This window comes from Pseudomonas sp. LFM046 (genome assembly GCF_000949385.2).
Classification (GTDB): Bacteria; Pseudomonadota; Gammaproteobacteria; order Pseudomonadales; family Pseudomonadaceae; genus Metapseudomonas.
In genome coordinates this window covers 1,720,108-1,742,457 of sequence record NZ_JYKO02000001.1, presented here as the reverse complement: position 1 = coordinate 1,742,457, position 22,350 = coordinate 1,720,108, and the positions used below count along the sequence as shown (strand labels likewise).

Annotated in this window: 22 protein-coding genes; 11 read left to right on the top strand and 11 right to left on the bottom strand. The window is 65.9% G+C overall.

Features of this window, described 5'->3' with window-relative positions; all coding sequences use genetic code 11:
* Window positions 1-55 precede the first annotated feature (55 nt).
* Entirely contained in the window at window positions 56-1,621 is a 1,566-nt protein-coding gene (locus tag TQ98_RS08185; protein WP_044874855.1) for a PAS domain-containing methyl-accepting chemotaxis protein, read from the bottom strand.
* On the opposite strand from TQ98_RS08185, the gene TQ98_RS27745 reads away from it, so the two are divergent.
* Window positions 1,620-1,763, top strand: coding sequence for a hypothetical protein (locus tag TQ98_RS27745; protein ID WP_158249349.1), 144 nt, complete (start codon window positions 1,620-1,622; stop codon window positions 1,761-1,763). The two genes, TQ98_RS08185 and TQ98_RS27745, sit on opposite strands and share 2 nt — an antisense overlap.
* Here TQ98_RS27745 and TQ98_RS08180 read toward each other — a convergent pair.
* Entirely contained in the window at window positions 1,750-2,643 is an 894-nt protein-coding gene (locus TQ98_RS08180) for a LysR family transcriptional regulator (protein WP_044874854.1), read from the bottom strand. The genes TQ98_RS27745 and TQ98_RS08180 overlap by 14 nt on opposite strands.
* Before the next feature lie 211 nt (window positions 2,644-2,854).
* On the opposite strand from TQ98_RS08180, the gene speB reads away from it, so the two are divergent.
* The 9 genes from speB to TQ98_RS08140 all read left to right on the top strand — a co-directional run bounded on the left by speB (window position 2,855) and on the right by TQ98_RS08140 (window position 11,416).
* The gene (gene speB, locus TQ98_RS08175; RefSeq protein WP_044874853.1) at window positions 2,855-3,814 is read left to right on the top strand and encodes an agmatinase; all 960 of its coding nucleotides are present in this window, start codon (window positions 2,855-2,857) and stop codon (window positions 3,812-3,814) included.
* 8 nt (window positions 3,815-3,822) lie between these two features.
* The gene (locus TQ98_RS08170; RefSeq protein ID WP_044874852.1) at window positions 3,823-4,227 is read left to right on the top strand and encodes a nuclear transport factor 2 family protein; all 405 of its coding nucleotides are present in this window, start codon (window positions 3,823-3,825) and stop codon (window positions 4,225-4,227) included.
* A 24-nt stretch (window positions 4,228-4,251) separates the two neighbouring features.
* Window positions 4,252-5,772 carry a cytosine permease gene (locus tag TQ98_RS08165; RefSeq protein WP_044874851.1) on the top strand — a complete coding sequence of 507 codons (1,521 nt, stop codon included), beginning with the start codon at window positions 4,252-4,254 and terminating at the stop codon, window positions 5,770-5,772.
* Between the two features lie 73 nt (window positions 5,773-5,845).
* Entirely contained in the window at window positions 5,846-6,670 is an 825-nt protein-coding gene (locus TQ98_RS27975; RefSeq protein WP_044874850.1) for a transporter substrate-binding domain-containing protein, read from the top strand.
* 75 nt (window positions 6,671-6,745) lie between these two features.
* Window positions 6,746-7,489, top strand: a complete 744-nt coding sequence (locus TQ98_RS27970; protein ID WP_044874849.1) for an amino acid ABC transporter permease — start codon at window positions 6,746-6,748, stop codon at window positions 7,487-7,489.
* A 10-nt stretch (window positions 7,490-7,499) separates the two neighbouring features.
* Window positions 7,500-8,231 (top strand): amino acid ABC transporter ATP-binding protein, encoded by a 732-nt coding sequence (locus tag TQ98_RS08155; RefSeq protein WP_044874848.1) that lies wholly within the window; start codon window positions 7,500-7,502, stop codon window positions 8,229-8,231.
* A complete protein-coding gene (locus tag TQ98_RS08150) occupies window positions 8,231-8,953 on the top strand; it encodes a class II aldolase/adducin family protein (protein WP_044874847.1) in 723 nt (240 codons plus the stop codon). The genes TQ98_RS08155 and TQ98_RS08150 overlap by 1 nt, the downstream gene beginning before the upstream one ends.
* 111 nt (window positions 8,954-9,064) lie before the next feature.
* Complete coding sequence (locus tag TQ98_RS08145; protein WP_044874846.1) at window positions 9,065-10,444, top strand: sodium:solute symporter; 1,380 nt, start codon at window positions 9,065-9,067, stop codon at window positions 10,442-10,444.
* A gap of 246 nt (window positions 10,445-10,690) precedes the next feature.
* Window positions 10,691-11,416 (top strand): MBL fold metallo-hydrolase, encoded by a 726-nt coding sequence (locus TQ98_RS08140; RefSeq protein ID WP_044874845.1) that lies wholly within the window; start codon window positions 10,691-10,693, stop codon window positions 11,414-11,416.
* Window positions 11,417-11,424: 8 nt separating this feature from the next.
* Here the strand turns inward: TQ98_RS08140 and TQ98_RS28255 are convergent, their stop codons facing one another.
* A complete protein-coding gene (locus tag TQ98_RS28255) occupies window positions 11,425-11,559 on the bottom strand; it encodes a PA1414 family protein (RefSeq protein WP_277949286.1) in 135 nt (44 codons plus the stop codon).
* 360 nt (window positions 11,560-11,919) lie between these two features.
* Window positions 11,920-12,789 (bottom strand): LysR family transcriptional regulator, encoded by an 870-nt coding sequence (locus tag TQ98_RS08135; protein WP_044874844.1) that lies wholly within the window; start codon window positions 12,787-12,789, stop codon window positions 11,920-11,922.
* Window positions 12,790-12,898: 109 nt separating this feature from the next.
* Between TQ98_RS08135 and TQ98_RS08130 the strand changes: the two genes are divergently transcribed.
* A complete protein-coding gene (locus TQ98_RS08130; protein WP_044874843.1) occupies window positions 12,899-14,080 on the top strand; it encodes an MFS transporter in 1,182 nt (393 codons plus the stop codon).
* Window positions 14,081-14,260: 180 nt separating this feature from the next.
* Here the strand turns inward: TQ98_RS08130 and TQ98_RS08125 are convergent, their stop codons facing one another.
* The 7 genes from TQ98_RS08125 to TQ98_RS08095 all read right to left on the bottom strand — a co-directional run bounded on the left by TQ98_RS08125 (window position 14,261) and on the right by TQ98_RS08095 (window position 22,330).
* The gene (locus tag TQ98_RS08125; protein WP_044874842.1) at window positions 14,261-15,373 is read right to left on the bottom strand and encodes a class II histone deacetylase; all 1,113 of its coding nucleotides are present in this window, start codon (window positions 15,371-15,373) and stop codon (window positions 14,261-14,263) included.
* Window positions 15,370-16,773, bottom strand: a complete 1,404-nt coding sequence (locus TQ98_RS08120) for a cytosine permease (RefSeq protein ID WP_044874841.1) — start codon at window positions 16,771-16,773, stop codon at window positions 15,370-15,372. The genes TQ98_RS08125 and TQ98_RS08120 overlap by 4 nt, the downstream gene beginning before the upstream one ends.
* 146 nt (window positions 16,774-16,919) lie before the next feature.
* Window positions 16,920-18,302: an aspartate aminotransferase family protein gene (locus TQ98_RS08115; RefSeq protein WP_044874840.1), complete on the bottom strand. Its 1,383-nt coding sequence runs from the start codon at window positions 18,300-18,302 to the stop codon at window positions 16,920-16,922.
* 199 nt (window positions 18,303-18,501) lie between these two features.
* A complete protein-coding gene (locus tag TQ98_RS08110) occupies window positions 18,502-19,335 on the bottom strand; it encodes an ABC transporter ATP-binding protein (protein ID WP_044874839.1) in 834 nt (277 codons plus the stop codon).
* Window positions 19,323-20,126, bottom strand: a complete 804-nt coding sequence (locus tag TQ98_RS08105; protein WP_044874838.1) for an ABC transporter permease — start codon at window positions 20,124-20,126, stop codon at window positions 19,323-19,325. The genes TQ98_RS08110 and TQ98_RS08105 overlap by 13 nt, the downstream gene beginning before the upstream one ends.
* 12 nt (window positions 20,127-20,138) lie before the next feature.
* Window positions 20,139-21,125, bottom strand: a complete 987-nt coding sequence (locus tag TQ98_RS08100; protein WP_044874837.1) for an ABC transporter substrate-binding protein — start codon at window positions 21,123-21,125, stop codon at window positions 20,139-20,141.
* A 149-nt stretch (window positions 21,126-21,274) separates the two neighbouring features.
* A complete protein-coding gene (locus tag TQ98_RS08095; protein WP_044874836.1) occupies window positions 21,275-22,330 on the bottom strand; it encodes an ABC transporter substrate-binding protein in 1,056 nt (351 codons plus the stop codon).
* Between the last annotated feature and the right edge of the window lie 20 nt (window positions 22,331-22,350).

Sequence of the window (22,350 nt, the reverse complement as noted above, 5' to 3'; positions counted from 1 at the left end):
CACCCTTGGCGAATGAATTCGCCCCTACAAGGCCCCCATCCGCTCCAGCGGTGGGCTATCGGTTGAGACGCTCCGCCAGGCTGTGCAGGTAATCGGCCATGCGCTCCAGGTCCTGGCCGATGGCGGCGCCCTCCTGGGCCTGGCCGGCGCTGTGGTCGGACAGCTGGGCGATGCGGGTGATCTGCCGGTTGATGTCCTCCGCCACATGGCTCTGCTGCTCAGATGCGGCAGCCATCTGCTGGCTCATGCCGGAGATGCGGGTCACCGCCTGGCTGATGCCTTCCAGGGCCTCGCGCACCGCCTCCACGCTGCCCACACTCTCGCGGGAGATGTCCTCGCCTCGGCTGGCGGTGGCCACGGCGCGCTCGGCGCCGGAGCGCAGGGAGCCGATGATCTGGTGGATCTGTTCGGTGGACTGGCGGGTCCGCGAGGCCAGGGTGCGCACCTCATCGGCCACCACGGCGAATCCCCTGCCCTGCTCCCCCGCCCGCGCCGCCTCGATGGCCGCGTTCAGCGCCAGCAGATTGGTCTGCTCGGCGATGGCGGTGATCACGTCGGCCACGCTGCCGATGGACTGGGTGGACTCGGCCAGGTCATGCACCGCACGGCCGATCTCGCTCACCGCGTCGGCCAGATGACGCATGGCGCCGAGGCTCTCGCCGGCCAGATCGCTGCCCTGGCGCGCCAGGCGCTCGGCCTCTTCAGCGGCGTGGGCGGTCTGGGTGACGTTATGGGACACCTCCTGGATGGTGGCGGCCATCTCATTGATGGCGGTGGCCGACTGGTCCGTCTCGCTGCGCTGCTGCTCCAGCAGGTCCGCTTCCGAGCGGGACAGACGGGCGGCCTCGGCGGCGCGCTGCTTGACGCTTACCCCCGCATCCTCAAGGCGCGTCAGGGCAGCCTGTACGCGCGCCTTCTCGCTGATCATGGCCATGTCCAGCAGACCCTGTGCCCCGCGATTGTCGGAGTAGGTCAAAGCCACCAGGGCGCTGGTAAGGGCCTTCGGGTGCTGGGCCAGCAGCTGGCGAATGGTCTGGTGGTAGCGCTGCTGCTGGAAGCCCCCCAGGGCGAACAGGGTCACCAGGGTCAGCGCCATCAAGGGCCAGCCTTGCAGCAGCAGGTTGCCGCCCACCAGGACCAATGCCGTCAGGATCACGGGCCAGGAGCGGACCAGATCATGGGTCCAGGATTCCAGGTTCGTCGATGGCGCCTTGCCGTCCCGCAAGCTCGTGTAGAGGGCATCGGCGCGAGTCACCTGCTCGCGGGTAGGCAGCGAACGCACCGACTCGTAACCCACCATGCGGCCGTTCTCGAGAATCGGCGTGACATACGCGCTGACCCAGTAGAAGTCACCGCTCTTGGAGCGGTTCTTCACCAGCCCCATCCAGGGTTTGCCCTGCTTCAGGGTCTCCCACATGTGGACGAAGACCGAGGGCGGCATATCGGGGTGGCGGACGATGTTGTGGGGCTGGCCGATCAGCTCTTCGCGAGAGAAGCCGCTGATGGTGACGAAGGCGTCGTTGCAGTAGGTGATCTTGCTGCTGAGATCGGTGGTGGTGATCAGCCTTTCATCGGCCGCAAAAGTGCGTTCCCGCTGCGTGACGGGCAGGTTCTGGCGCATGGCTAATCATTCCCTGTTGGAGTTGTTGCTTGAGGGGCTGGCCCTCGATCCAAGCCGCTGGCGCGTGAGTTCCGGCCTGCACTATCAGCAAAGCACCGATTGCGCCGCCCGTCGTCAGAAAGACGAGTTCAACGCAGGTTGAGTTGCGCCCGCAGGAGGTCGCGGAAGGTCAGAATCAGCGGCTCCTTGGCCCTGCCCCGGCGCAGGATCATGGAGAACGGCGCCTGGTAGCCGAAGGTGGCCGGAAGCAATGCACGCAGGCGCTTCTGCTCGATCCAGGGGTGGGCGTAATGCTCCGGCAGATAGCCGATATAGGCGCCGGACAGCACGAGGATCAGTTGCGCCTCCATGGACTCCACCGTCGCCGCGCTGTGCTTGAAGCCGTGGCGCGCCAGTTCCGCCTGGCTCCAGTAGCCGCGCCCCACCATGCGCTGCTGGGTGATGAGTTCGGCGGGGATGCGCCGCTCGCTGTACAGCGGGTGGCGCTCGCTGCAGTAGAGCCAGTGCTGCTCGCGGTAGAGCGGCTGATACACCAGGCCGTTCATGCGCGTGGAGAAGGCGCCGATGGCCAGGTCCAGGCGGTTGTCCAGCACCCCCAGCTGCAGGTCGTATGGGCTCATCACCGACAGGTGCAGGTGCACCGCCGCGTGCTCCTGGCTGTAGGCACCGATCACTTCCGCCAGCGGCAGGGCCGGGTCGCTCACGGTGGAGTCCAGCACGCCGAGGTTGAGCGTTCCGCGCAGTTCGCCCTTCAGCGACGCCGAGTAGCGCTCGAAGCTTTCCAGTTCACCCAACAGACGCAGGGTCTCCTGATAGAACAGCTCGCCCTTGCTGGTCAGGCGGAAGCCGCCCCGCCCCCGGTGACAGAGGATGAGCCCCACCTGCCCTTCCAGCTGGCTCATGTAGGTGCTGATGGCCGAGGTGGAGAGGTTCAGCTCCTGCTGGGCGGCGGCAAAGCCCTGGTGGCGAACCACACTGGCGAAGATGCGCAGGAGTTTCAGGTCGGGCATGGAGGTGGACATCGATAGCTCCGAGGATGATTGAACGATGTAGGGGCGAATTCATTCACCCCTACAGAAAGCAGTCGCCCGCTCGGCAAGCCGGCATCTTACCCGCTCCCGATAGTTTAGAAATCCTTGAAGTAATTATTTGCGGCCAGCGATTTTTCCGTGATGGCACTGTCACCAGAATCCGCCCCACTTCCTACAACCACAACAATCGTGAGGCCACCCCGTGGACAAGAAACTGCATCAGCCCCTTGGTGGTAACGAAATGCCCCGCTTCGGCGGCATCGCCACCATGATGCGCCTGCCGCATATCCAGACCCCCGCTGAACTCGACGCCCTGGATGCCGCCTTCGTCGGCGTTCCGCTCGATATCGGCACCTCCCTGCGTTCCGGTACCCGCTTCGGCCCGCGTGAAATCCGCGCCGAATCGGTGATGATCCGCCCGTACAACATGGCGACCGGCGCGGCTCCCTTCGATTCGCTGAACGTGGCCGACATCGGCGACGTGGCCATCAACACCTTCAACCTGCTGGAAGCCGTGCGCATCATCGAGCAGGAATACGACCGCATCCTCGGCCACGGCATCGTGCCGCTGACCCTGGGCGGCGACCACACCATCACCCTGCCGATCCTGCGTGCCATCAACAAGGTGCACGGCAAGGTGGGCCTGGTGCACATCGATGCCCACGCCGACGTCAACGACCACATGTTCGGCGAGAAGATCGCCCACGGCACCACCTTCCGCCGCGCCGCTGAAGAAGGCCTGCTGGACTGCGACCGCGTGGTGCAGATCGGTCTGCGCGCCCAGGGCTACACCGCCGAAGACTTCAACTGGAGCCGCAAGCAGGGCTTCCGCGTGGTCCAGGCCGAAGAGTGCTGGCACAAGTCGCTGGGGCCGCTGATGGCGGAAGTCCGCGAGAAAGTCGGCGGCGGCCCGGTTTACCTGTCCTTCGACATCGACGGCATCGACCCGGCCTGGGCGCCCGGCACCGGCACCCCGGAAATCGGCGGTCTGACCACCATCCAGGCGATGGAAATCATCCGTGGCTGCCAGGGCCTGGACGTCATCGGCTGCGACCTGGTCGAGGTTTCCCCGCCCTACGACACCACCGGCAACACCTCGCTGCTGGGCGCCAACCTGCTCTACGAAATGCTCTGCATCCTGCCGGGCGTGGTTCGTCGCTGAGGGCAGACATGAGCGCACAACAAGTCCTGGAGGCCGCCAGCAAGCTGGTGGCCGCCTTCGCCGCGAACGATACCGACGCCTACTTCGCCGCTTTCAGCGAAGACGCCAGCTTTGTCTTCCACACCTGCGAGCAGCCGCTGCCCACCCGCGCGGCCTACCGCGAGCTGTGGGAGAGCTGGCAGCGCGACGGCTTTGCGGTGCTGGCGTGCGAATCCCTCAACCCCGTGGTGAGCCTGCAGGGCGACGTGGCGATCTTCTACCACGACGTCGCCACCCGCCTGCGCATCCAGGGTGAAGACATAGAAAGCCGTGAACGGGAAACCATCGTTTTCCGCCGGCAACAAGAAAGCGGCCGCTGGTTGGCCTGTCACGAGCACTTGTCGGCGATGCCGGAGCAACTGCCCCCGACCTGACAATGCTCCCTGGGAGAGAGAACGATGAATAACAACAACAACGACCACGCAGTCACCCGAATAGAAACCCACGGCGTCGAGCAGATTCCCGACAACGAACGGGATGCCAGCCCGCGGGACCTGTTCCGCCTGATCTTCGGCGGCGCCAACACCTTCGCAACCGCCGTACTCGGCAGCTTCCCGGTGCTCTTCGGCCTGTCGTTCGAAGCGGGCATCTGGTCCATCCTGCTGGGCGTGCTGGTGGGTTCGCTGATCCTCGCCCCCATGGGCGTGTTCGGCGCGCTGAACGGCACCAACAACGCGGTGTCCTCGGGTGCGCACTTCGGCGTGCATGGTCGTATCGTTGGTTCCTTCCTCTCCCTGCTCACCGCCATCGCGTTCTTCTCGCTGTCGGTGTGGAGCTCCGGTGACGCCCTGGTGGGCGGCGCCAAGCGCCTGTTCGACCTGCCGGAAACCGACCTGACCCTGGGCCTGGCCTACGGCCTGTTCGCCGTGCTGGTGCTGGTGGTGTGCATCTACGGCTTCCGCTTCATGCTGCTGGTGAACAAGATCGCCGTCTGGGCCGCCAGCGTCATGTTCCTGCTGGGCGTCTTCGCCTTCGCCGGCCCCTTCGATGCCGCCTACGCCGGTTCCGTGAACCTCGGCCAGGAAGGCTTCTGGGCCGCCTTCATCGGCGCCGCCCTGCTGGCCATGAGCAACCCGGTGTCCTTCGGTGCCTTCCTCGGCGACTGGTCGCGCTACATCCCGCGCGACACCTCGAAGAAGCGCATCATGCTGGCGGTGATCGCCGCCCAGTTCGCCACCCTGATCCCCTTCCTGTTCGGCCTGGTCACCGCCACCATCGTCGCCGTCCAGGCCCCTGACTACATCGCCCAGAACAACTACGTCGGCGGCCTGCTGGCCGTATCCCCGGCCTGGTTCTTCCTGCCGGTGTGCCTGATCGCGGTGATCGGCGGCATGTCCACCGGCACCACCTCGCTCTACGGCACCGGCCTGGACATGTCCTCGGTCTTCCCGCGCCTGCTGAACCGTGTGCAGGCCACCGTGATGATCGGCGTGCTGTCCATCGGCTTCATCTTCATCGGCCGCTTCGCCTTCAACCTGGTGCAGAGCGTGTCCACCTTCGCCGTGCTGATCATCACCTGCACCAGTCCCTGGATGGTGATCATGATCCTCGGCCTGATCATCCGCCGCGGCTTCTACTGCCCGGACGACCTGCAGGTCTTCACCCGTGGCCAGACCGGCGGCCGCTACTGGTTCACCAATGGCTGGAACTGGCGCGGCATGGGCGCCTGGATCCCGAGCGCGCTGGTGGGCCTATGCTTTGTAAACCTGCCGGGCCAATTCGTCGGCCCGCTGGGTGAGCTGGCCGGTGGCATCGATATCAGCCTGCCGGTCACTCTGGGCACAGCCGCCCTGCTGTACCTGGTACTGCTGGCGATCTTCCCGGAACCGGCCGCCGTCTACGGTCCCAAGGGTCCCCGTTGGGTCCCGTCTGGCAAGACCTCCCACGCCCCCGTCCAGGGCTCCCCGGACGCGGCGTAAGAACGAATCAGCTCCACTTTATTGCGACTGCCTACAACAACAACCACTGCAATACGCCTTGAAGGAGTTAACGATGACCAATCGTCCGCTGAAACTGCTCGCCCTCGCCGGCCTGCTCACCACCACCCTGGCTGGTGGCGCCATGGCTGCCGACAGCAAGCCCTCGTTCGTGAGTTCGGGAAGCTTCCAGGTCTGCTCCGACCCGACCTTCCCGCCGCTGGAGTTCTTCGAGAAGACCGGTGACCGCGAACCCAGCGGTTTCGACGCGGACCTGATCCGCGCCCTGGCCAATCACTGGGGCGTGAAGCCGCGCTTCATCGTCACCGAGTTCACCGGCCTGCTGCCGGGCCTGGATGCCAAGCGTTGCGACGCGGTCATCAGCGGCACCCTCATCACCCCCGAGCGTACCCAGAAGCTGCATGCCGTGGCCTACCTCGCCAGCGCCACCATCGTCTTCGGCAGCGGCAAGAGCGACGTCAAGCTGAACAGCCTGGAAGACCTGTCCGGCAAGGTGGTGGCGGTGCAGTCCGGCACCCGCTACGTGACCATCATGGAAAAGCTCAATGAGGACCTGAAAGCCGCCGGCAAGACCCCGGCCGTGCTGCAGACCTATCCGAAAGGCAGTGACGTCGCCCAGCAGGTACTGGTAGGCCGCGCCGCCGCCGGCCTGTCCCAGGACACCGAACTGGCCTACCGCGAACTGCAGACCCCCGGCCAGTTCAAGACCCTCTTCGCCTTCCCCGAGAAGGACATCTTCGGCGCCTACATGCGTCCGAACCCGGAAGACAAGCAGGCCGTTCAGGACGCCGTGTCTGCACTGAAGGCCGATGGAACCCTCAAGGCCATCGCCGAGAAATGGAAGCTCGATCCAGCCAACCTGGAAACCGCCGCTCAGTAAACAAGGCCCGCACCTGACCCTCTCCCCCAGGGGAGAGGGTTCACCGGCTCGCTTCCTTTCACGCAGGACACGTACATGAACTTCGATGTAACTGTCTTCTGGGACGCCCTGACGTCCTGGCACTTTTTCCGAGGTGCCTGCATCACCCTGATCCTGGCCCTGGTGTCGCACTCGGTCGGCATCCTGATTTCCATTCCCTGCGCCCTGGCCCTGGACGGTCCGCCGACGGTCTGGCGCAGCACCCTGCGCGCGGTGCTCAGTGTGTTCCGTGGCGCCCCTACCCTGCTGCAGCTGCTGTTCGTGTGGAACGCCCTGCCGCAGTTCTTCCCGGCCTTCCGTGAAGAGTGGTTCACCCCCTTCATCGCCGCCTGGATTGCGCTGTCTATCAACGAAGCTGCCTACCAGGTGGAGATCAACCGCGCCGCGCTGAAAGCCGTGGACAAGGGTCAGTACGCCGCCGGCCACGCCCTGGGCCTGTCGCGCTGGCACATCTTCCGCTACGTGATCCTGCCCCAGGCCGCGCGCATCGCCGTGCCGCCGACGGCCAACGAATTCATCACCCTGTTGAAGATCACCTCCCTCGCCTCGGTGATTTCCCTCCAGGAGCTGATGGCGGTGACCTCGCAGACGGTCTCCACCACCTTCCAGTTCTCCGAGTACTACGCCGTCGCCCTCGTTTACTACCTCGTCATGGTTTACACCCTGACCTGGATGCAGGGTGGCCTCGAACGGCGCCTGGCGTGGGATTCCCACACCAGCTCCAGCAGCAAGTCCGTCGGCCTGGTGCAGCGCACCCTGGCTCGTATGCGCCGTATCTGAGGAACCCGCCATGAACGAAATCATCCGTCTGCAGAACGTCGGCAAGCACTATGACGATTTCCAGGTGCTGCAGGGCATCAACCTCTCCGTGCGCCAGGGCGAAAAGATCGTGATCTGTGGCCCGTCGGGTTCCGGCAAATCCACGCTGATCCGCTGCATCAACCGCCTCAACCCCCACGACACCGGCACCATCACTGTGGAAGACCAGGACATCGCCACCAAGTCCGGCAGCGACCACGTGCGCCGCGAAGTGGGCATGGTGTTCCAGAACTTCAACCTGTTCCCCCACCTGACGGTGCTGGAGAACTGCACCCTGGCACCGATGAAGGTGCGTGGCCTGTCGCGCAAGCAAGCCGAGGAACTGGCGCTGCGTTACCTCAACCGCGTGCACATCGGCTCCCAGGCGCACAAGAAGCCCGGCCAGCTTTCCGGCGGCCAGCAGCAGCGCGTCGCCATCGCCCGCGCCCTGTGCATGAGCCCGAAGGTGATGCTGTTCGATGAGCCCACCTCGGCGCTGGACCCGGAAATGGTCGGCGAGGTGCTGGAAGTGATGACCGAACTGGCCCAGGACGGCATGACCATGCTCTGCGTGACCCACGAGATGGGCTTCGCCCGCAAGGTGGCCGACCGCGTGGTGTTCATGGACGCCGGCCAGATCGTGGAGACCGCCACCCCGGCCGAGTTCTTCGACAACCCCAAACACCCGCGCACCCGGGCCTTCCTTTCGCAAATCCGTCACTGATGAACGCACAGAACGAAGCCATCCTGCGCCGAGACCTGGCGGCCGCCTACCGGCTGGCCGCCCTCTTCGACTGGGACGACACCCTCTACACCCACTTCTCGGTGCGCCTGCCGGGAGTGGAGCCGCGCTTTCTGATCAACCCGTTCGGGCTGATGTTCGAGGAGATCCGCGCCAGCGACCTGATCGTGGTCGACATGCACGGCCGCGTGGTGGAAGGCAACGCCGACTACAACATTGCCGGCTTCACCATCCACAGCGCCGTGCACATGGCCCGCGCCGATGCCCACTGCGTGATCCACACCCATACCCTGGCGGGCATGGCGGTGGCCGCGGCGGACAACGGCCTGGCCCAGCTCAACCAGATCAGCGCCGAGTTCCACCAGCGGGTCGGCTACCACACCTATGAAGGCATTGCCCTGGACCTGGGCGAGCGCGAGCGCCTGGTGGCGTCGCTGGGCGACAACATCGCCCTGATCCTGCGCCACCACGGCCTGCTCAGCGTCGGCGCCAGCGTCGCCGACGCCTTCTACGTCATGTACTACCTGAACAAGGCGTGCGAGATCCAGGTCGCCGCCTCATCCCTGCGCGGTATCCGCGAGATGCCGAACGAGCTCAGCGTGCACGCCTGCGAACAGTTCCAGGCCAGCGAACGGCAGCGCCAGCTGGTCTGGGAAGCCTGGCTACGCAAGCTCGACCGGGAGTGCCCCGAATACAAGGACTAGGACAAGCCGGATTGCTTGAAAACATTGGCGCAGTGTGAAGCGTTGCGCGCCTTGCGACACCTGCCACGGCCTAACGAACCGTGGCGACAACAATAGAAAGTGAGATCTGAAATGGCTTTGGATATTTTCGTAGTACTGATCTATGCCGCCGGCATGCTGCTGTTGGGCTGGTACGGCATGCGCCGCGCCAAGTCCCATGAGGAGTTCCTGGTAGCCGGACGCAACCTCGGCCCGGCCTTCTACATGGGCACCATGGCCGCCACCGTACTCGGCGGCGCCTCCACCGTTGGCACCGTGCGCCTGGGTTATGTCCATGGCATTTCCGGTTTCTGGCTCTGCGCCGCCCTGGGCGCGGGCATCATCGTGTTGAACCTGTTCCTGGCGAAGCCGCTGCTGAAGCTGCGCATCTTCACCGTCACCCAGATCCTCGAGCGTCGCTACAACCCCATGGCGCGCCAGGCCAGTGCGGTGATCATGTTCGTCTACGCGCTGATGATCGGTGTGGTGTCCACCCTGGCCATCGGCACCGTGATGCAGGTGCTGTTCGGCCTGCCCTTCTGGATCTCCGTCCTGCTGGGCGGCGGTGTGGTCGTGGTCTACTCCACCATCGGTGGCATGTGGTCCCTGACCCTGACCGACATCGTGCAGTTCATCATCAAGACCGTGGGCCTGATGTTCCTGCTGCTGCCGATCTGCCTGTACCGCGTGGGTGGCTGGGACGAGCTGGTGGCCAAGCTGCCGGAAGCCGCCTTCAGCTTCACCACCATCGGCTACGACACCATCATCACCTACTTCCTGATCTACTTCTTCGGCATCCTCATCGGCCAGGACATCTGGCAGCGCGTGTTCACCGCACGCAGCGAGGGCGTGGCCAAGTACGCGGGCACCGTCGCCGGTGTCTACTGCGTGATCTACGGCCTGGTAGGCGCCCTGATCGGCATGTGCGCCAAGGTGCTGCTGCCTGACCTGGACAACGTCAACAACGCCTTCGCCGCCATCGTCCAGGCCTCCCTGCCGGACGGCATCCGTGGCCTGGTGATCGCCGCCGCCCTGGCCGCAATGATGTCCACCGCCAGCGCCGGCCTGCTCGCCGCGTCCACCACCCTCTCCGAAGACCTGCTGCCCAAACTGCGTGGCGGCAAGGAATCCACCCTCGGCATGAGCCGCCTGCTGACCCTGCTCACCGGCCTCGTGGTGCTGGTCATCGCCCTGATCGTCAACGACGTGCTCGGCGCCCTGACCCTGGCCTACAACCTGCTGGTGGGCGGCATGCTGATCCCGCTGCTGGGCGCCATCTACTGGAAGCGCGCCACCACCGCCGGCGCCATCGCCAGCATGGGCCTGGGCTGCGTCACCGCGCTGGTCTTCATGTTCACCGACGGCCTCGAAGCCAACACCCCGATCTACTACAGCCTGGCTGTAGGCCTGGTGAGCTTCGTGGTGGTCAGCCTGCTGTCCCGTCCCACCGAGACCGCTGGCGAACTGGCCTGACATGCACTGCCGCCTCTCCCCTGAGGCGGCTTTACGCCCCGGTCAGCGCCCGCCGACCGGGGCTTTTTTATGCCCATTCCACCGGCTGCCGCCCCTGGCGACCTAATCTTGTAGGGGCGAATTCATTCGCCAAGCAGACCGAAGGTCTGCCCTGCAACACCTCATGGGGCAGCTTCGCCGCCCTTGGCGAATGAATTCGCCCCTACAGGTTCAGCCCGCAGGCGGCCTACGCAAGGAGCACACCCCATGAAAATCGTCAGCCGCGACCAATGGTTCGAAGTCGAGCACTGCTACGACGGCATCAGCCTGATCAGCGAGCCCTTCGTGCGGCCCTTCTACCGCTGCAACCTCTGGCATGTGCAGGGACGTGACCGCGACCTGCTGATCGACTCCGGTTCCGGCGTCGTCAGCCTGCGCGAACAGTTGCCCTGGCTCACCCAGCGGCCGCTGCTGGCGGTGGCCAGCCACACCCATTTCGACCATATCGCCGGCCACCATGAATTCCCCGAGCGCCTGGTGCACCCGGCGGAGGCGGACATCCTGGCCATGCCGACGGGCGACAACACCCTGGCGAAGGATTACGTCGGTGATGAGATGTTCGAAGCGCACCCGGACTGCCCGCTGTGCTACGCCGAGTACCGCGTGAAAGCGGCGCCGGCGACGCGGCTGATCGATGAGGGAGATGTGCTGGATCTGGGGGATCGGGTGCTGGAAGTGCTGCATACCCCCGGACATTCGCCCGGTGGCATCAGCCTATGGGAAGCGAAGACGCAGACGCTGTTCAGCGGCGACATCATCTACGACGGCCCGCTGATCGATAATGCCTACCACTCAAACCTGGACGACTACGCGAAGAGCCTCGCACGGTTGCGCGACCTGCCGGTGCGAACCGTGCATGGTGGCCATTTCCCCAGCTTCTCGGGTGAGCGCCTGCGCGAGTTGGCGGACAACTGGCTCAGGGCTCACGAGTAAGCCGGTTACTACCTCGAACGGCGCTGCTCCGCGAGACGGCGCTGTTCTTCACTACGGACCGGAATGGGTTGCAGGCGCGGTGCCTTGATCAGGCCCAGCGCGACACCCACATGCCACATCCACGCTTCTAGCCGCTTCATCATGCTTGACCCCTTTTCCTGGGACGTTGGGCGGGTGGCCCGTGCTTCTTGGGCCACCCTAGGCAGGAGCTTAGTTGCTCCCGGCAGGTTCCAAAATACGCGCAGTAGGAAATTTCCGACTGACTTGAATCAAACCGCTGAACGGTAATCGGGAAAGCCCGGTGCAGATGCTGATGGGTATCGCTTCACTCCTGGAAGGCGGTCCGACCCCACTCCACGCGTTTCAACGTAGGGTTCGCCGTGCGCACCAGGGATGCGGGTGCAAGGCCGGATCGGTGCGCGCGGCGCACCCTACGCTTCAGCTTCATGGCCAAGGCTGAACATCGCCGTCCTATCCACCGTCCCACCACCGCCCTGCCCCGTTCAAGCCACCGCAAGCCGGCCCTGTTGCAGGTCGATCCAGGCCCGCAGGTTGGCGCCCAGCATGCCCTTGCGCCACATCAGCCAGGTGGTGGCGCGATTGAAGGGTGCGTCCAGTTGATGGACCCGCACCTCATCGCGTCCCGGCAGGCTTTCCAGCATGGAACGCGGCACCAGGGCAATGCCGCCGCCCGCGATCACGCAGGCCAGCATGCTGTGGTAGGACTCGATCTCCATGGGCGGCGACATGGGCACCCGCGATGCGACGAACCAGCCTTCCAGGCGGCGGCGGTAGGAGCAGCTCTGGCGGAAGGCGTAGACCTCCAGGCCAGCGACGTCCTGGGCTGACCGCACCGGCCCGTGGGCGGCCTCGGTGATCAGCACCATCTCTTCCTCGAACATCGGCAGGCCGTCCAGCTCGGCGAACTCCACCGGGCCATCCACCAGGGCAGCGTCCAGACGGCCGTTGAGCAGGCCGTCCAGCAATTCGCCGCTGGGCGCCGTCTGCACCTGCAGATTCACCGCCGGCCAGGAGCGGTGGTAGCCCACCAGCATGGGTGGCAGGTGGATGGCGGCGGTGCTGAACATCGACCCGATGACGAAATCCCCTGCCGGTTCACCACCGCGCAGGGCCGCCTCGGCTTCCGCCTGCAGGGCGAACATCCGCTCGGCGTAGCCCAGCAGCACCTTGCCCGCCGGGGACAGGGTGAGGCGCTGGCGCTCCCGCAGGAACAGCTCCACTCCGAGGTTTTCCTCCAGTTGCTTGAGCCGTGTGGACAGGTTCGAGGGCACCCGGTGCATGCGCGAGGCCGCGCGGGTGATGGAGCCCTCTTCGGCCACGGCCTGGAAGATGCGGAGCTGGCTGAGTTCCATGGCGACACCTTTCAATAAATCAGAACGAATGTATTCTGTTTTATTCGTTTTTAATGAACACATCCAGCCCCTAGCATGGATTTCCGATGACCAGCACCGGAGAACCACCATGCTCCCACTGATCCGACTGCTCGCCTGCTTCCTCGCCCTGCTGGTTGCCATGGGCGTCGGCCGCTTCGCCCTCACCCCGCAGCTTCCGCACCTGATCGCCGAGGGCCAGGTGAGTCTGACGGCTGCCGGACTGGTGGCCGCCGCCAACTACCTGGGCTATCTGGTCGGCGCCCTCGACGCCCTCAACGTCCGCTCTCCGGGCCAGGCCCGCCTGCGCCTGGTGGCCGGCCTCTGGGCGTGCGTCCTGCTCACCCTGGCGTCCGTTCCGGCGGAAGGCTTCTGGCCCCATGCCTTGCTGCGCTTCGGGCTGGGGGTCGCCAGCGCCTGGGTGCTGGTGATGGTGACTGGAATCAGCCAGCGCATCGCCGCTGAAGCAGGCCGCCCGCGTCTGGGCAGCCTGGTGTTCGCTGGACCGGCGTTCGGCGTGATACTGACGGGCACGCTGGCTCTGGGACTCAACTTGCAAGGCCAGGGCTCGGCCGCTATCTGGCTGGCCTTCGGCGCCTTGGCGCTGGTGCTGACGCTGGTCACCCAGCCGCTGCTGCCCTCCCCCTCCGCCGCCACACCCCAGACAGATGCACCGGCCCGCGCCCGGCCCAGGGCGCTGTACACCCTGCTCGGCGCCTATGCACTGGTGGGCCTGGGCTACATCATCCCGGCCACCTTCCTTTCGCAGATGGCTGCTGCACGCTTCCACGGGCAATGGCAGGCGGACCTGTTCTGGCCGGCCTTCGGTCTGGCGGCGGCCGTCGGCGTGGTGCTGGTGAGCCTGCGCCGCCAACGTCCCGGCAGCGCCCGCCGCTGGCTGGTGGCCGCCCTCTGGCTGCAAGCGTTGGGCACCCTCGCCTGCACCCTGCCGGGGATGGCCGGGCTCATGTTGGGCGTGATCCTCAGCGGCGGGCCTTTCCTCGCCGGCATGCAACTGGTCATGCACCACGCCCGTGAACTCGATCCCCACGGCCACACCCGCAACGTCGGCCTGCTCACCGCCGCCTTCGCCCTTGGCCAACTGGCCGGCCCGCTGCTGGCAGCCGTGAGCAGCCACCTCGGCGGCGACCTGCAACCTGCGTTGTATGTGGCGGGGGCCGGCTTGTTGCTGGCGGGTGGATTGATGTTGGCCAGGGGGAACGTTGAGTCCATGCCGCAGGACGCTGCCCTCACCCCCCGGCCCTGCGCCTAGGGTGGGCTTCAGCCCACCCTGTGAGTCCCCCAAAAAAGAACGGCGCGCGGGTCAGCAACCCCGTGCGCCGTAAAACTGCCTTGCAGCTGTGGTCCGGGTTCCGGTGGTGAGGGCCGGTTCCCGGTTGCGGGGCTGAATAAGCCCCGACTCCTGTGCGGTGGCGGGCACCGCAATGGTCTGTCAGCCCTGTAGCGTCGATGCGATCCGGTCGATCGCCCGGCGCTGGAAGGCGCGGAATTCTTCGTTCGGTTGCTGACCTTGGAGCATGGGCAGGAAGGGGTCCGTGACTTCGGTATGGATGCCGGACAGCTCCTCGATCACCGCATGGCCGCAGAACGGCACATAGGCTTCCGCGTAGCCGCCCTCGTGCACCAGCACCAGGCGCCCGCCGCAGAGGCGATCGGCGGCCTCGCGCAGGATGGCCGTCATGGCGCGGAAGGACTCGCTGTGCAGCAGCATCCTCGCCAGCGGGTCCACGCCGTTGGCGTCGAAGCCACAGGCGACCACGATCAGTTCCGGCTCGAAGCGTTCCAGGGCCGGCACGATCACCCGCTCCATGGCGTAGCGATAGGCGTCGTCGCCGCTGCCGGGGAAGAGCGGGACGTTGAGGTTGTAGCCGAACCCCTTGCCGCTGCCCCGCTCCTCCACCGCGCCCTCACCGACGGGGAAGCAGTTGTCCTGGTGGATCGACAACGTCAGCACGTCGTCGCGCTCGTAGAAGATCGACTGGGTGCCGTTGCCGTGGTGCACGTCCCAGTCCAGCACCGCTACGCGGCCAACACCGTGACGGGCCTTGGCGGTTTCCACGGCGACGGCGATGTTCGCCAGGTAGCAGAAGCCCATGCCGCGATCCGCCAGGCAGTGGTGCCCCGGCGGCCGCGACAGGGCGTAGGCGTTGTCCAGTTCGCCGCGCAGCACGGCATCCACCGCCGCGATGGCCAGCCCCGCCGACTGCCGGGCGATCTCGTAGGTGCCCGGCCCCACCGCGGCTTCTTCGCCCAGTTCGCCATGGCCGACATCGCTCATGGCCTTGAAGCGCGCCAGGTACTGGGCCGGATGGACCCGCAGCAGGTCCTCCTCGCAGGCCATGGGTGCGCTGGACAGCACCAGCCGATCGCTGAGCCCCGACACATCCATCAGGCTCTTCAGCCGACGCTTGGTTTCCGGCGACTCGGCATGGCCGGAGCCACTGGGCGGCTGCAGCCAGCCCCCCACCGGCAACACCAGGCTGTGCAGGCCGGCGGCATGCCAGAAGCAGCGCTCATCGAAGAAGAATCCGGTACGGCGGCTCATCGGGCACCTCCCTGGACCAGCGAATGGGTGCGTCCGCCAATGCGACAGGCGAAGTAATAGACCGGCGAAATCACGCCCAGCCCGACGATCCAGGAGATGTCGGCCCCCCCCATGGCTTCGGCCACCGGGCCGGTGTAGAGGGCCGTGGACATGAAGGGAATCTGCACCAGGATGCCCAGCACGTAGCAGTTCACCGCCGTCCAATTGCAGCGGCCGTAGATGCCACCGTCGCGCAGGAAGAAGGACGGCAGGTCGTAACGACCATGGGCCACCAGGTAATAGTCCACCAGGTTGATGGCGCTCCAGGGCACCAGCACGTAGAGCAGCAGGAGGATGAAGTTGGTGTAGTTCACCATGAAGTCGTCCTGGCCCAGCAGCGCCAGGGCCAGCGATCCACCGAAGAGGATCAGCGAGGTCAGGATGCGTGCGCCGGCGCCGGCCGACCAGGACGGCACCAGGGTCTGCCCCACGGTGATGGTGGACAGGGCGCCGCAGTACAGGTTCATGGCGTTGGTGGCGGCGATACCGATGGAAAGGACCGCAACCAGCAGCGCACTGAGGCCGCCGGTGGCCTCGATCAGGCCGCCGACCACGTCATCGCCGTCGATGCTGAGGGCCACCATCACCCCCAGCAACATGGGCAGCAGCGAGCCCAGGCAGCAACCCCAGTAACTGGACCAGAAGGCGCTGCGCGAGCCGGTGGCTTCCGGCAGGTAGCGGGAGTAGTCGGACACGTAGGGCGCATACGCCAGTTGCCAGAGTGCCGCCACGGAGAGCGTGCCGAGGAAACCGGCCAGGGTGGTCTCGTTGCGCTGGAGGAAGTCCGCCGGCAGGCCGTGGATGAACACCAGCCAGACGAAGGCCAGCAGCAACACCGCACCCGAGAGGTAGGTCATGACGCGGGTGTAGGCGTGGATCAGGCGATAGCCCACCGAGGCCGCCACCAGGCTGAGGGCGCCCACCAGCAGAATGCCGACGTTGGTATCGATGATCGGGAAGCGGCCGTGCAGGGACTGGCCGCCCAGCACCAGATTGGAGGCAAAGAACCCGAGGTACATCACCACCACCAGGGCCACCACCAGCAAGGAACCGAAGGAGCCGAACTGGCCACGGGTCTGCACCATCTGCGGCACGCCCAATTGCGGCCCCTGGGCAGAGTGCAGGGCCATGAAGACGCCGCCCACCAGGTTGCCCAGCACCAGGGCCGCCAGGGCGGAGAAGAACGGCAACTTGAACACGGTCACCGCCAGGGCGCCGGTAATCACGGTCAGCAGGATCAGGTTGCAGCCGAACCAGATGGTGAACAGGTCCCGCGGTCGCCCATGGCGCTCCGCGGCGCTGATCGGCTGGATGGTGCTGAGTTCCAGCGTGGGAGCCTGCGAATTGTCTTTGTTGTGCATGTCAGGTCTCGCAGTGACAACGACCCGGCAGTCTGGCGCCAGGCAAAGGGATTCCATCGCGCCGGCCATTGCCGGCGCGCGGAAGGTCGCAAGGTTGCTTGGTGGCCGCCCTGCCCCTGGCCGGGGTCAGGGCGGCCAGCCGGGACTCAGAGGCGTCCCAGTTCCTGGGCGGTGCGGTCCAGCGCGCGCTTGGTCTTGCTCACCAGCTCGTCGATCTCGGCACGGGTGGCCACCAGGGCCGGCGCCATGATCATGCGGCCCAGGGTCGAGCGGATGATCACGCCTTCCTCGAAGCCGATGGTGCGGCAGCGCCAGGCGATGTCGTTCTCGTTGGTGAAGCGCTTGCGGGTGGCCTTGTCCTCGGCCAGCTGCAGCGCGGCGACGAAGCCGGCGCCCTGGATGTCGCCCACCAGCGGGTGGTTGCCGAACACTTCGCGCAGGCACTGCTGCAGGTAGGGGCCGGTGTCGGTCTTCACCTGGGTCACCACGCCTTCGTCACGCAGCGCCTTGAGGTTGGCGATGGCCACCGCCGCCGCCACCGGGTGGCCGGAGTAAGTCAGGCCGTGGGCGAACACGCCGCCCTGCTCCACCAGGACCTCGGCCATGCGCTTGCTGAGGATCAGGCCACCCATGGGGATGTAGCCGGAGGTCAGGCCCTTGGCGATGGACAGGGTGTCCGGCTGGAAGCCGAAGTGCTCGTGGGCGAACCACTCGCCGGTACGGCCGAAGCCGCCGATCACTTCGTCGGCGCACAGCAGCACGTCGTACTTGCGGCAGATGCGCTGGATCTCCGGCCAGTAGGTCTCCGGCGGGAAGATCATGCCGCCAGCGCCCTGGAAGGGTTCGGCGACGAACGCGGCGACCTTGTCGGCGCCCAGCTCAAGGATTTTCTCCTCCAGCTGGCGCGCGGCGCGCAGGCCGAATTCCTCGGGGGTCAGGTCGCCGCCGTTGGCGAAGTAGTAGGGTTCGTCGATGTGGGCAATGTCCGGCAGCATGCCGCCCATTTCGTGCATGAACTTCATCCCGCCGAGCGCCGTGGCGCCCAGGGTGGAGCCGTGGTAGCCGTTCCAGCGGCCGATCATGATTTTCTTCTCGGGCTTGCCGAGGATCTGCCAGTAGCGGCGCACGGTGCGGATCAGCACCTCGTTCGCTTCCGAGCCGGAGTTGGTGTAGATGGCGTGGCTGTAGTGGCCCGGCAGCAGGCTGAACAGCAGCTCGGACAGTTCCACCACCGCCGGGTGGGTGGTGTGGAAGAACATGTTGTAGTACGGCAGCTGCTCCAGCTGGCGGGTGGCGGCAGCGGTGAGGTCCTTGCGGCCGTAGCCGAGGTTGGTGCACCACAGGCCGGACATGCCGTCGAGGTAGCGATTGCCGTCGTTGTCCCAGAGGTGGAGACGCTCGCCGCCGACGATCACCCGCGGGCCTTCGGCGTTCAGCGCCTTCTGGTCGAGGAAGGCATGGATGTGGTGGGCCGCATCCGCTGCCTGGTAGTCACGGGTTTCGCGTTGAGCCTGGAATTGAGCGTTCATCTGTGGGTTCTCCTCGTCCCGGTTTTCAGCTGCATTGATGCTGGCCGAAGCCGATGGGTAGGGAAATTATTAAATTTGTCTTCGAGCTATACGAAAAAGCTGCCCTGCCCGCCGAGCGCGCTGGCGCCCGATGCCTGGCCGGGTGCCAGGCTGGCGGACAGGGTCGAGGGCGACGAATTGCACGCCGCCCGGCGCCGCCTCAGTGGGGCTCGTCCATCTCGTTGTGCAGCAGGCCGAGGATTTCCCGCTTCATTTCGATGAACTGGCGGTCCATCACCATATCCATGTCCCGCGGGCGCGGCATGGGCACATCCATCTCGCGCTTGATCCGTCCCGGTCGCGCGCCCATCACATAGACGCGGTCGCCCAGCAGGATGGCTTCGTCGATGTCGTGGGTCACGAACACCACGGTCTTCTTGCTGTGCTCCCACACCCGCAGCAACAACTGCTGCATCTGCATGCGGGTCTGGCTGTCGAGGGCGCCGAAGGGTTCGTCCATCAGCAGGATCTGCGGATCGTTCGCCAGTGCCCGGGCAATCGCAACGCGCTGCATCATGCCGCCGGAGAGTTGCTTGGGAAAACGGTCGGCGAACTGCGTCAGGCCCACCTCATTGAGGTAGAAGTTGACGATTTCATCGCGCTCGGCGACGGGCATGCCCTTGCGCTTCAAGCCGAACTCGATGTTCTGCCGCACGCTGAGCCAGGGGAACAGCGTGTAGCTCTGGAACACCATGCCGCGATCGGGGCCGGGGCCCTCCACCCGCTGGCCGCCGACGTAGATGTTGCCCGACGTGGGCTGGGACAGCCCCGCGGTGAGGTAGAGCAGGCTCGACTTGCCGCAGCCGGAGGGCCCCACCAGGACCGCGAACTGCTGGTCCGGCACGCTGAGCGAGACGTTCTCCAGGGCGGTGAAGGTCTGTCCGTCCGGGGTGTTGTAGCGCAGGCTGACCTGCTCCACGCGCATGCGGGGCTGCTTGCTGCTCGCCGCCTGACCGGCGGCCGGGTGTGTATGCATTGCGGTTACTGCGCCCATGAGGCCACCTTCAGTCGGAACAGTCGGAACAGTTGGTCGGTCACCAGGCCGAGCAGGCCGATGATGGCGATCGCGAGGAAGATCACGTCCACCTGGAAGCCGCGCATAGCCTTCAGGCTGATGTAGCCCAGGCCGCTGCTGGCCGCGACCAGCTCAGCCACCACCAGGTAGGTCCAGGCCCAGCCCATGGTCACCCGCAGGGTATCCAGCACACCGGGCAAGGACGCCGGGCCGAGCACGTGGAAGATCACGTCGCGACGGTTCGAACCGAGGGTGTAGGAGGCGTTGATCAGGTCCTTGGACACACCCTTGGAGACGTCCGCGATCATCACCAGCTGCTGGAAGAACACACCGAAGATGATCACCGTCACCCGCTGCTCCAGGCCGATACCGATCCACAGGATGAACAGCGGCACGAAGGAGGTCACCGGCAGGTAGCGGATGAAGTTGACCAGGGGCTCGAGGAAGGCCTGGACGATGCGGAAGCTGCCCATCAGCAGCCCCAGCGGCACCGCCACCAGGGACGACACGATGAAGCCGATCAGCACCACCTCGACGCTGGCCAGCACATGCTTGCCCAGGGTGCCGTCGGCAGCCAGGCGACCGGCCGCCTCCAGCACCGCGCCCGGCGTGGGCAGGAACATCGCCGGCACCAGGCCGCCGTAGGACAGCACGGCCCACAGGCCGAGCACCAGGAGCCAACCGAGGGTGCTGGCGGTCAGGATCATTTGCGCCGGCAGGTCGACCTTGGGGGTCAGGCAGCGGCTGAGCCAGTTCTGTTTGGAAGCCATGATGATCTCCGCTTACGGGCTGACGAACCGGGTGTCGACCAGGTCGTCGTAGCTGACGTCGAAGCGCTTGCCTTGCAGGCTGCTCCAGGTTTCGTTGGCCAGGCGGATCACGCCCTTGATCTGCCCCGGCTTGCCCGGCGTGCCCAGCAGCGCCTCGCTCATGGCCTGGTCATAGAAGCGCACGCCCTTGGCGGCATTGGCCAGCTCGGCCGGGTCGGAGAGGTAGCCGCCAACGCCCTTGGCCATGATCTCGTGGGCCTTGTCGGGGTTGTCGCGGGTGAACTGCACCGCCTTGTACAGGCCCTTGACCAGCGCCTTCACGTCGTCCGGTTGCTTCTCGATCACGTCGCAGGACAGCGCCACCACGTCGACGATGACGCCGGGGGTCTCGGTGCTGTCGATCAGCACCTTGCCCTGGCCCTTCTGGCGCACCATCGAGAGGTGCGGTTCCCAGGTCACGGCGGCGGGAACGCGACCGGCGATAAAGGCAGTGGCGGCGTCGTCGGCCGTCATGTTCTGCACATCCAGGTCGGCCATGGTCATGCCGGCGTGCTTGAGCAGGTAGGACAGCCAGAACTGCGACACCGAACCTTCGTTGACCGCCACCTGCTGGCCCTTGAGGTCCTTCAGGCTGGCGACCTTGTCGCCGACCAGCACGCCGTCGCCGCCGTGGCTGTCATCCAGCGCCGCTACGGCCTTGAAGCAGAAATCCTTGGAGCGGTACTTGAGCACTTCGTCGATGGTCGAGGCCGACCCGGACAGTTGGCCGGACGCCTGGGCGGCCATGTACATCGAGGCTTCTTCCATGGTGGTCAGCTCGACGTCCAGGCCCTGCTCCTTGAAGAAGCCGAGGTCACGGGCCAGGTACAGGGTGCCGTAGCCGACCCAGGTGGTATGGCCGATGGACAGGGTGCCGGCCTGCGCACCCGTGGCGATGCTGGCCGCCAGGGCAGTGCAGCACAGGGGTTTGGCGATGCGATTGAGCAAGGGTTTGAACATGGGGCATGTCTCCCGATCTTGTACTTGTTATGGGCCCGCCTGGCCGCAGGAGCCGGCGAGTCTGGTCGTGCGAGGCGCGACGGGCGTCGGCCTCGCCAGTCGCGCTCCAGGCGGTCGCCGTAGTCGCCGACGCCCGTGGAGCGCAAATTTCAGCGTGCCGCCCAGGCGTTGAAGCGCTCCTCCAGCTCCTCGCCGTGGTTCACCCAGAACTCGGCGCTCACCAGTTGCGCCTCGGCCAGGTTGGCCGGCGCGGTGGGCAGTTGTGCCTGGGTGGCGGCGGGCAAGGCGGCCAGGGCGTCCTTGTGCACCGGACCGTAGGGGATCTGGCTGGAGAAGGTTTTCTGCGTATCCGCCTGGCTGGCGAAGGCGATGAAGCGCTCGGCCAGGGCCTTGTTCGGGCTGCCGCGGACGATGGCCCAGTGATCCGGGTCGTAGAGGTTGCCGTTCCAGACGATGGCCAGTTTCGAGCCTTCCTTCTGCGCGGCGGCGATGCGGCCGTTGTAGGCGGCGGACATCACCACATCACCGGCCACCAGCCATTGCGGCGGCTGGGCGCCGGCTTCCCACCACTGGATGTTGGGCTTGATCTGGTCCAGCTTGCGGAAGGCGCGCGCCACGCCCTCATCGGTTTCCAGCACCTTGTAGAGGTCCTCGCGCTTCACCCCGTCGGCCAGCAGCGCCGCTTCCAGGGTGTACTTGGCGCCCTTGCGCAGGCCGCGCTTGCCGGGGAAGCGCTGGGTGTCCCAGAAGTCCGCCCAGGAGCTGGGCGCGCTGGCCAGTTTGTCGGCGTTGTAGGCCAGCACCATGGACCAGACGTAGCTGGCCACACCGCACTCGCTGACGGTGCCCGGCATGTAGCTGGCCGATTCACCGAGCAGGGCCGGGTCGATGCGTTCGAACAGCCCTTCCTCGCAGCCACGCAGCAGCTCGGGGCTTTCCACTTCCACCACGTCCCAGGTGACCTGGCCGATATCGACCATGGCCTTCACCTTGGACAGCTCGCCGTTGTACTCGCCGGCCACCACCTTGCCGGCGCCACTCTGTTCGAAGGGTTTGAAATAGGCCGCATCCTGCGCGGCCTTGGTGGCGCCACCGAAGGAAATCACGGTGAGATTCGACGATTCGGCCAGCGCCGGGCCACTGGTGCCAACCAGTACCGACAGGCCGAGGATTGCGGAAATGCACGGACGCAAGGACTTGGACATGGAAACTCCCTCACTACTTG